The sequence below is a fragment of the Mycobacterium sp. TH-M11 genome (assembly GCF_057473725.1).
In genome coordinates this window covers 1-9,242 of record NZ_JBYCLD010000294.1, presented here as the reverse complement: position 1 = coordinate 9,242, position 9,242 = coordinate 1, and the positions used below count along the sequence as shown (strand labels likewise).

At 65.9% G+C, this 9,242-nt stretch carries 11 protein-coding genes; 10 read left to right on the top strand and 1 reads right to left on the bottom strand.

All coding sequences use genetic code 11. From position 1 onward, the window contains the following. Positions 1 to 32 precede the first annotated feature (32 nt). The 10 genes from AC2VOG_RS12280 (at position 33) to AC2VOG_RS12235 (ending at position 8,693) form a co-directional block, all read left to right on the top strand. The gene (locus AC2VOG_RS12280) at positions 33 to 1,271 is read left to right on the top strand and encodes a DNA polymerase domain-containing protein (protein ID WP_486940172.1); all 1,239 of its coding nucleotides are present in this window, start codon (positions 33 to 35) and stop codon (positions 1,269 to 1,271) included. A gap of 18 nt (positions 1,272 to 1,289) precedes the next feature. After that, on the top strand, positions 1,290 to 2,270 hold the full coding sequence (locus AC2VOG_RS12275; protein WP_486940170.1) for an ABC transporter substrate-binding protein: 981 nt from the start codon (positions 1,290 to 1,292) through the stop codon (positions 2,268 to 2,270). After that, entirely contained in the window at positions 2,267 to 2,887 is a 621-nt protein-coding gene (locus tag AC2VOG_RS12270) for a 5-oxoprolinase subunit B family protein (RefSeq protein ID WP_486940171.1), read from the top strand. The genes AC2VOG_RS12275 and AC2VOG_RS12270 overlap by 4 nt, the downstream gene beginning before the upstream one ends. Positions 2,888 to 2,890: 3 nt before the next feature. Then, the gene (locus tag AC2VOG_RS12265; RefSeq protein WP_486940169.1) at positions 2,891 to 3,766 is read left to right on the top strand and encodes a 5-oxoprolinase/urea amidolyase family protein; all 876 of its coding nucleotides are present in this window, start codon (positions 2,891 to 2,893) and stop codon (positions 3,764 to 3,766) included. A gap of 21 nt (positions 3,767 to 3,787) precedes the next feature. Beyond that, on the top strand, positions 3,788 to 4,333 hold the full coding sequence (locus tag AC2VOG_RS12260; RefSeq protein ID WP_486940168.1) for a GNAT family N-acetyltransferase: 546 nt from the start codon (positions 3,788 to 3,790) through the stop codon (positions 4,331 to 4,333). Positions 4,334 to 4,507: 174 nt separating this feature from the next. Next, entirely contained in the window at positions 4,508 to 4,804 is a 297-nt protein-coding gene (locus AC2VOG_RS12255; RefSeq protein ID WP_486940167.1) for a hypothetical protein, read from the top strand. 77 nt (positions 4,805 to 4,881) lie between these two features. Continuing rightward, positions 4,882 to 5,709: a hypothetical protein gene (locus tag AC2VOG_RS12250; RefSeq protein WP_486940166.1), complete on the top strand. Its 828-nt coding sequence runs from the start codon at positions 4,882 to 4,884 to the stop codon at positions 5,707 to 5,709. A 42-nt stretch (positions 5,710 to 5,751) separates the two neighbouring features. Further along, a complete protein-coding gene (locus AC2VOG_RS12245; RefSeq protein WP_486940165.1) occupies positions 5,752 to 7,668 on the top strand; it encodes a fumarate reductase/succinate dehydrogenase flavoprotein subunit in 1,917 nt (638 codons plus the stop codon). 52 nt (positions 7,669 to 7,720) lie between these two features. Beyond that, positions 7,721 to 8,467, top strand: coding sequence for a succinate dehydrogenase/fumarate reductase iron-sulfur subunit (locus AC2VOG_RS12240; protein WP_486940164.1), 747 nt, complete (start codon positions 7,721 to 7,723; stop codon positions 8,465 to 8,467). Positions 8,468 to 8,531: 64 nt separating this feature from the next. Continuing rightward, on the top strand, positions 8,532 to 8,693 hold the full coding sequence (locus tag AC2VOG_RS12235; protein WP_486940163.1) for a hypothetical protein: 162 nt from the start codon (positions 8,532 to 8,534) through the stop codon (positions 8,691 to 8,693). Between the two features lie 14 nt (positions 8,694 to 8,707). On the opposite strand, the gene AC2VOG_RS12230 is transcribed toward AC2VOG_RS12235, so the two are convergent. Beyond that, complete coding sequence (locus tag AC2VOG_RS12230; protein ID WP_486940162.1) at positions 8,708 to 9,196, bottom strand: flavin reductase family protein; 489 nt, start codon at positions 9,194 to 9,196, stop codon at positions 8,708 to 8,710. Positions 9,197 to 9,242 lie beyond the last annotated feature (46 nt).

The following is a 9,242-nucleotide window of genomic DNA, read 5'->3' as shown; positions in this document are numbered from 1 at the left end:
GGGGAACGCTTTGCCCAATTACCATCGACCTCATGGCTGCGGTATCGCTGGACGTAGGCGGACGCCGCGTCGACGTCACGCACCCGGACAAAGTGGTCTTTCCTGACCAGGACGGGCAGGCCGGCTACACGAAGCTCGACCTGATCCGCTACTACCTCGCCGTCGCGGATGGCGCACTGCGCGGAGTGGCCGGTCGACCCATGGTCCTGAAGCGATTCGTCAAGGGCATCGGTCACGAGGCGGTGTTCCAGAAGCGCGCGCCGGCGAAGCGGCCCGCCTGGGTCGACGTCGCCGAGCTGCGGTATGCGCGCGGCACCTCGGCGAAAGAGGCCGTCATCCACGACGCGGCCGGACTGGCCTGGACGATCAATCTTGGCTGCATCGACCTCAATCCGCATCCGGTGTGCGCCCAAGATCTCGATCATCCCGACGAGCTGCGCGTCGACCTCGACCCGATGCCCGGGGTGACCTGGCCGCAGATCGTCGATGTCGCGCAGGTGGCGCGCGAGGTGCTCGAGGATCACGGGCTGACCGCTTGGCCCAAGACGTCCGGCTCGCGCGGCTTCCACATCTACACGCGCATCGCGCCGCAGTGGTCATTTCCGCAAGTGCGATTGGCCGCTCAGACGGTGGCGCGCGAGGTGCAGCGACGCGCCCCCGACCTGGCCACCAGCCGATGGTGGAAGGAAGAACGCGAGGGCGTGTTCGTCGACTTCAACCAGAACGCCAAAGACCGGACTGTCGCGTCGGCGTACTCGGTGCGGGCCACCCCGGATGCGCGGGTGTCCACCCCGCTGCGGTGGGACGAGGTGCCCGACTGCGACCCCGCGGACTTCACCGTGGCGACGGTACCGAAGCGGTACGCCGACATCGGTGACCCGTGGGAGGGCATGTCCGGCGCAGCAGGGGATCTCGACCAGTTACTCACGCTGGCATCCGAACTCGGTCCGGCGGAGAAGGCACCGAGGGGCGTGCGCCGCGACACGAGCAGACGGCGTCAGTCGGTGATGCCGCTCATCGAAGTCGCCCGCACCAAGACCAGGGACGAGGCGATGGCCGCACTGGACACCTGGCGCGAGCGTCATCCCGCAGCAGCCGACCGTCTGCAACCGGCTGACGTGCTGGTCGACGGAATGCGCGGACCGAGTTCGATCTGGTATCGGATCCGGATCAACCTGCAGCACGTGCCCGACGGGCAGCGGCCGCCGCAAGAGGAGTTGATTGCCGACTACAGCCCCTGGATGCACAAGACCACCAAGCCGACTCGCTGACTTCGCTAGGCTCACGCCGTGGACCAGCAATGGAATCGCCGCGGGTTCCTGCGCGCAGGCGCGGCTGGCGGACTGCTCGCACTCGCGGGCTGCACGCCGGACAAGGCTCCACCGGCCGTGACCGGCGGCGGCAAGGGCCCGGTCACCATTACCCACGCCTTCGGTGCGACGACGATCGCCGAGCCACCCAAGCGGGTGGTCAGCGCCGGCTTCACCACGGGCGACGACCTGCTGGCGCTGGGGATCGTGCCCATCGCGGTGACCAACTGGTTCGGCGACCAGCCATTCGGGGTGTGGCCATGGGCCCAGTCCAAACTCGGGGCCGCTAAACCCGTTGTGCTGAACTTGGACAACGGAATTCAGGTCAGCCGGATTTCGGCACTCAAGCCCGATCTGATCGTCGCCACCGATGCCGGTCTCGACCAGGACACCTATCAGAAGCTGACGGCGATTGCGCCGACGTTGGCGCAATCCGATGGCGACGCATTCTTCGAGCCCTGGAAAGATCAGGCGAAAGCCATTGGTGAGGCGGTCTTTCAGCCCGGCCAGATGGCCGCGCTGATCACCGCCGTCGACAAAGGGTTTACCGCCGTCGCGGACAAGTACCCGCAGTTCAAGAACAAACGAGTGCTACTCCTTCAGGGCAAGCTGCACGACGACAACGTGGTCGCGACCACCGGGTGGCAGACCGACTTTCTCACCCAGATGGGCCTGAGCCTCCCCGAAAGCCTCACCGCATTGACCGTCGACCAGCGGCGCGCATTCATCTCGCGCGACAAGATCACGTCGGTCCTCGGTGATGCCGAAATCCTGATCTGGACCACCGAGAGCGAAGCGGAACAGGCCGCCCTACTCGCGAATCCCCATGTGGCGCAGAATCGTTCGCATAGCATCTTCACCACCGAGGATCAAGCCGGAGCGATCGCCTACGCGTCGCCGCTGAGCTACCCGCTGGTGGCGGACCAGTTGCCGCCACTGATCGCCAACATCCTGGCCTGAGCGTGCCAGTTCTCGACTACGGAGACCACGCGCTGTTGCTGCAATTCGACAGCACAGCTGAGGTGTTGGCGTGGTCGGCCGCGTTACGCGATGCCGCGATGCCCGGCGTGCTCGACATCGTTCCGGCCGCGCGCACAGTGCTGCTCAAACTCGACGGGTCCGGCTTGCAGAGCGCCGTCCGCCGTCGGCTTCAGTCCGTGGTGGTGGCTGCCGACTTTGAAGCAGCGACCGCCGCGGGCGCGCCGCTGGTGATCGACGTCGTCTACGACGGCGACGATCTGCGCGAGGTGGCCGACCTGGCCGGACTGACCACCGCCCAGGTCGTCGACGCCCACACCGCCAAGCCCTGGACCGTCGGATTTTGCGGATTCGCACCGGGTTTCGCGTATCTGGTTGACGGTGATCCAGGCCTGCGCGTGCCGCGGAGATCCGACCCACGACCCTCGGTTCCCGCCGGCGCCGTCGGGTTGGCCGGGGAATTCACCGGAATCTATCCGCGTCGCTCCCCCGGCGGATGGCAGCTGATCGGCCACACCGAGGCGGTGTTGTGGGACATCGATCGACCCGATCCCGCATTGCTGAAACCGGGCACCCGAGTCCAGTTCCGATCGGCGTAGCGCATGCCGACGCTGGAGATCCTGCACACCGGACCGCTGGCGGTCATCCAGGACCTCGGCCGGGCCGGCCTGGCCCATCTCGGCGTCACCCGCTCGGGCGCGGCGGATCGCCGCGCGCACGCTCTGGCCAACCGGCTGTTGGCCAACCCCGACGACCGCGCCACCATCGAGGTGACCATGGGCGGATTCGCGGCGCGGGTACGCGGCGGTGACGTCGACGTCGCCGTGACCGGCGCCGATGCCCATCCAGCCGTCGGCTCGAGATTGTTCGGCGCCAACAGCATTCACCATGTCCGCGATGGTGAGGTGATCTCGCTCGGCGTCCCGGAGTCCGGGTTGCGCAGCTACCTGGGGATACGCGGCGGTATCGACGTTTCGCCGGTGCTCGGCTCGCGCAGCTACGACGTGCTGTCGGGTATCGGACCGCCGCCGCTGCGGCGCGGTGACGTGCTGTCGATCGGCGCACCCACCGACGACTATCCCGCGCTGGACCAGGCTCCGGTCGCGGCGATCACGGGCCAACTCGTCGACCTCCTGGTCGTGCCCGGACCGCGGCGGAACTGGCTCGCCGATCCCGACGCCCTGGTGCACACCGTCTGGACCGCCTCCGATCGCAGCGACCGGGTGGGCATGCGACTGCAGGGGCGTCCACTGACCCACCGCGACCCGGTCCGCCAACTGCCGAGCGAGGGCGTTACCCGTGGCGCAATCCAAGTGCCGCCCAACGGATTTCCGGTTATTTTCGGCCCCGACCACCCGGTTACCGGCGGCTACCCGGTGGTTGGCGTCATCATCGACCGGGACATCGACAACGTCGCCCAGGTGCGCCCCGGCCAACAGCTTCGACTGCACTGGTCGCGCCCCCTGGCGGCGGAGTAGCCGAACTGGTAGACCAGCAGTGTGCCCACCCCGGTTCACACCGCGCGCTTGGTCCACACCGCCGATCTGGAAATCGACGCGCGGCAACGCGCCCACGACATGGTCAGCGCGGCCTTCGACGACGACTTCACCGACACCGACTGGGAGCACGCGCTGGGCGGTATGCACGCGCTGATCTGGCATCACGGCGCGATCATCGCGCACGGTGCGGTCATCCAGCGGCGGCTGCTGTACTGCGGCACGGCGTTGCGCTGCGGATACATCGAAGCTGTTGCCGTGCGCGAGGATTGGCGCGGGCAGGGGCTGGCTATCGCGATACTCGACGCCTGCGAACAGGTGATCCGCGGCGGTTACCAGCTTGGGGCGCTGAGTTCCTCAGACCGCGGCCGGCGCCTCTACACGCTGCGCGGCTGGTTGCCGTGGCGAGGGCCCACGTCGGTGTTGGCGCCCACCGGACAGACGCGCACGCCCGACGACGACGGGTCGGTGTTCGTGTTCCCGCTCGGGACCGACCTCGACCCCGCCGCCGGTTTGGCGTGCGACTGGCGCGACGGTGAGGTCTGGTAGCCGCGCCGACAACATCGACACGGCGCTTGGCCGGCGATCAGGACAGTCGGTGTGCGTCGACCCGCGGCGCATCTGGACAGCCGCCGCGCGTGATCTGGCTCACGCGTGCGCCGGGTAGCCGATAGTATGGGTCGGTACTGTGATCCATGACACCTTTGCCTGCTAGGAGATCCGTTGTCCACCACTACCGAACTGAGCGAACTGCACGACCTCATCGGCGGGCTGCGGCGGTGCGTGAGTTCACTGAAAGCGCGCTACGGCGACAACCCGGCGGTGCGCCGCATCGTCATCGACGCCGACCGCCTGCTCGGCGATGTCGAATTACTTGACAGCGATGTTTCCGAATTCGACTTGGGCCGTGTCGCCGTGCGGCAACCCAGCGAAAAGATCACCATTCCCGACACCGATTACGACCGCGACTTCTGGCGCGACGTCGACGATGAAGGTGTCGGGGGCCACCACCGGTCCTGATTTCACGCCCCGATGAGAACCATTGGGGCATGCCTGGGTAGTCTTCGACGAACACCCCGTTCGAAGAGGAACATTTGATGAGCGCACCCACGGCGAACCGTCCTGCGTCCGGTGTCTTTTCACCCACGCGAGCACGCATCGATCAGCGAACGCTTCGCACCGACCGTTGGTGGATGTCGCCGCTGCGAATTGACCTGGGGTTCGCCGCATTCGTCATTTACGCGACGTTCCGGGCGTTTCAACAGAATTATTTTTTCGTTCCCAAGTACCACATGCTGACGCCGTTTTACTCGCCCTGCGTCAGCAAGGCTTGCGGTGAGGCCAGCGACTTTTGGCCGCAGATCCTGCCGCACGTGTGGTGGCTGCCGTTCGCGGCGTTGACGCTGCCCTTCCTGCTGCTGTTCCGGCTGACCTGCTACTACTACCGAGGCGCCTACTACCGCACGGTGTGGCAGTCGCCGACGGCCTGCGCGGTGGCCGAACCTCGCGTGCACTACAGCGGTGAGACCAAATTCCCGCTGATCGTGCAGAACACCCACCGGTACTTCTTCTACGCCGCCGGCATCATCTCGGTGATCAACAGCTACGACGCGATCATCGCGTTCCACTCCGAAAGCGGACCGGGCGGATTCGGCTTCGGACTGGGCAACGCGATCATGGTCGTCAACGTGGTCATGCTGTGGGTCTACACGCTGTCCTGCCACTCGTGCCGGCACGCCACCGGCGGAAGACTCAAGCACTTCTCCAAACACCCTGTGCGGTACTGGATCTGGACTCAGGTCAGCAGGCTCAACACCCGCCACAAGCTGTACGCGTGGATCACGCTCGGCACGTTGATGCTGACCGACTTCTACATCGCGCTGGTCGCCAGCGGCACCATTTCCGACCTGAGATTTATTGGCTGAGAAGCCATTTCAGAACTACCGAAATAGCTGAGCGAGGTTGTAATGACTGAGGTCGAACGGCACTCCTACGACGTGGTCGTCATCGGTGCCGGCGGCGCGGGTCTCCGCGCGGTCATCGAGGCGCGGGAACGCGGTCTCAAGGTTGCGGTGGTGTCCAAGTCGCTGTTCGGCAAGGCCCACACGGTGATGGCCGAGGGCGGCTGCGCGGCGGCGATGGGTAACACCAACCCCAAGGACAACTGGAAGACCCACTTCGGCGACACCATGCGCGGCGGGAAGTTCCTGAACAACTGGCGGATGGCCGAGCTGCACGCCAAGGAAGCCCCCGACCGGGTGTGGGAGCTGGAAACCTACGGCGCGCTCTTCGACCGTCTCAAGGACGGCAAGATCAGCCAGCGCAACTTCGGCGGGCACACCTACCCGCGGCTGGCGCATGTCGGCGACCGCACCGGCCTGGAGCTGATCCGCACCATGCAGCAAAAGATCGTCTCGCTGCAGCAGGAGGACCACGCCGAGCTTGGCGACTACGAGGCCCGGATCCGGGTGTTCGCCGAGACCGCCATCACCGAACTGATCAAAGACGGTGACGCAATCGCGGGAGCTTTTGGCTACGTGCGCGAGACCGGCAAGTTCATCTTGTTCGAGGCGCCCGCCGTCGTCCTGGCCACCGGCGGTATCGGCAAGTCCTTCAAGGTCACCTCGAACTCGTGGGAGTACACCGGCGACGGCCACGCGCTGGCGCTGCGGGCCGGCGCGACGCTGATCAACATGGAGTTCATCCAGTTCCACCCGACCGGGATGGTCTGGCCGCCCAGCGTCAAGGGCATCCTGGTCACCGAGGGTGTGCGCGGCGACGGCGGGGTGCTCAAGAACTCCGACGACAAGCGCTTCATGTTCGACTACATCCCCCCGGTGTTCAAAGGCCAATACGCCGAGTCCGAGCAAGAAGCCGACCAGTGGCTCAAAGACAACGACTCGGCCCGTCGTACACCTGACCTACTTCCCCGTGACGAGGTCGCCCGCGCGATCAACTCCGAGGTCAAGGCCGGTCGCGGCAGCCCACACGGCGGCGTCTACCTCGACATCGCCTCGCGGCTGACACCTGAGCAGATCAAAAAGCGGCTGCCCTCGATGTACCACCAGTTCAAGGAACTGGCCGGGGTCGACATCACCAAGGAGCCGATGGAAGTCGGGCCCACCTGCCACTACGTGATGGGCGGCATCGAGGTGGACGCCGACACCGGCGCCGCCACTGTTCCCGGCCTGTTCGCCGCGGGCGAGTGCTCCGGCGGCATGCACGGCTCCAACCGGCTGGGCGGTAACTCGCTGAGCGACCTGCTGGTCTTCGGCCGTCGTGCCGGACTGGGCGCGGCCGACTACGTGCGGGCGCTGACCGGCCGGCCCAACGTCGCCGAGGACGCCGTCGAGACCGCCGCCAAGCGGGCGCTGGCCCCGTTCGAGGCCCCCGCCAACGGCGCTGCCGCGGAGAACCCCTACACGCTGCAGCTCGACCTGCAGCAGTCGATGAACGACCTGGTGGGCATCATCCGCAAATCGGAGGAGATCACCGAGGCCCTCAGTCGGCTCGACCAGCTTCGCGAACGGTTCAAGCACATCCACGTCGAGGGTGGCCGGCAGTACAACCCGGGCTGGAACCTGGCCCTTGACCTGCGCAACCTGCTGCTGGTCAGTGAGTGCGTCGCCAAGGCCGCGCTGGAGCGCACCGAGAGCCGCGGCGGGCACACCCGCGATGACCATCCGGGGATGGACCCGTCGTGGCGCAAGGTGCTGCTGGTCTGCACTGCCAGCGGCGACGACCCGATCGTTCCCGACGTCGCGGTGACGCGCAAAGACCAGATCCCGATGCGGCCCGACCTGCTCGAGGCTTTTGAGATCTCGGAGTTGGAGAAGTACTACACCGACGAAGAGTTGGCCGACCACCCAGGACGGAGAGGCTGATGACCCGCGCTGACGACGATGCAGAGCGAAGCGATGAGAAGGAGCAGCGCTCATGACGTATGACGCGACTTTGCGGGTATGGCGTGGCGATGAGACCGGCGGCGGCCTGCAGGACTTCAACATCGAGGTCAACGAGGGCGAGGTGGTGCTCGATATCATCCACCGCCTGCAGCAGACCCAGACACCGGACCTGGCAGTGCGGTGGAACTGCAAGGCCGGCAAGTGTGGCTCCTGCTCGGCCGAGGTCAACGGCAAGCCGCGACTGATGTGCATGACGCGGATGTCGACCTTCGCCGAGGACGAGGTGGTCACCGTGACGCCGATCCGGACCTTCCCGGTGATCCGCGATCTGGTGACCGACGTGTCCTTCAACTATGAGAAGGCGCGGGAAATCCCCTCATTCGCGCCGCCGAAGGACCTGCAGCCCGGCGAGTACCGGATGCAGCAGGAAGACGTCGAACGTTCCCAGGAATTCCGCAAGTGCATTGAGTGCTTCCTGTGCAACAACGTCTGCCACGTGATCCGTGACCACGACGACAACAAGCCACACTTCGCCGGCCCGCGCTTTTTGATGCGGATCGCGGAGTTGGAGATGCATCCGCTGGACACCCGCGATCGGCGGGACGAAGCCCAGGAAGAGCACGGCCTCGGGTACTGCAACATCACCAAATGCTGCACCGAGGTCTGCCCGGAGGGCATCAAGATCACCGACAACGCGCTGATTCCGATGAAGGAGCGCGTCGCCGACCGCAAGTACGACCCGATCGTCTGGCTGGGTAACAAGCTCTTCCGTCGCTGAAAGCCGGGTGTTCAGTCGCCGCGGATCCGCGTACCGTCGGGTACAACCGGAAAGGCGGTGACCAATGACGATCCGAAAGCCCACCAGCGTCAACGACATTCGCACGGCGATCGCGGAGCTCACGGCCCGTGCCGAATTGGCGCACAAGGAGCACCGCGACCAGGACGCCGCGGAAATCGAGCGACGGATACAGGCTTACCGCGAGGAGCTCGGCCGGCGTCCCTAGCCTCCCCGGCGTACCTAGACTCCGAGGCGCCGAAACGCGCTGCGGTGGAAAACGATCGGCGCAACATCCGCGTCGACCCGAACGTCGCTGACCCGCAAAACCACGATCGTGTGGTCCCCAGCCTGGATGAGTTGCTCGATCACCGTCTCCATCCACAGGCTGGTGCCGCGAATGAAGACCGCGCCGCTGCTGTAGGACTCCGTTTCCAGCTCCGCGAAGCGATCCCCGGTCTTGGCCGCCAGCGCGCGCGCGGCGCCGTCGTGCGACTCACCGAGAACGCTGATGCCCAGCGCTTTGACATCTTTGAGCTTCGGCCACGTCGTCGAGGTGTTCTGCACACAGAACGACACCAACGGCGGATCCAATGACACCGGGACGAACGTGCTGGCCGCCAAGCCTTCACGGACACCGTCGACTTCGGCGGCGATAGCGATGATGCCGGACGGGAAATGGCCGAAGGCCTCTCGCAGGGAGGTGGGCGTCAGCTTGTCAGGAGTCTTCACCGGGCTTCACTCGCGTCGACGGGATTCTCGTAGTGTTGACCCTACC

Bases quoted from the DNA above. Each gene is read 5' to 3' on its own strand.
- AC2VOG_RS12280 (WP_486940172.1), top strand. From the start codon at position 33: ATGGCTGCGGTATCGCTGGACGTAGGCGGACGCCGCGTCGACGTCACG.
- AC2VOG_RS12265 (WP_486940169.1), top strand. From the start codon at position 2,891: ATGCCGACGCTGGAGATCCTGCACACCGGACCGCTGGCGGTCATCCAG.
- AC2VOG_RS12250 (WP_486940166.1), top strand. From the start codon at position 4,882: ATGAGCGCACCCACGGCGAACCGTCCTGCGTCCGGTGTCTTTTCACCC.
- AC2VOG_RS12245 (WP_486940165.1), top strand. From the start codon at position 5,752: ATGACTGAGGTCGAACGGCACTCCTACGACGTGGTCGTCATCGGTGCC.
- AC2VOG_RS12240 (WP_486940164.1), top strand. From the start codon at position 7,721: ATGACGTATGACGCGACTTTGCGGGTATGGCGTGGCGATGAGACCGGC.
- AC2VOG_RS12235 (WP_486940163.1), top strand. From the start codon at position 8,532: ATGACGATCCGAAAGCCCACCAGCGTCAACGACATTCGCACGGCGATC.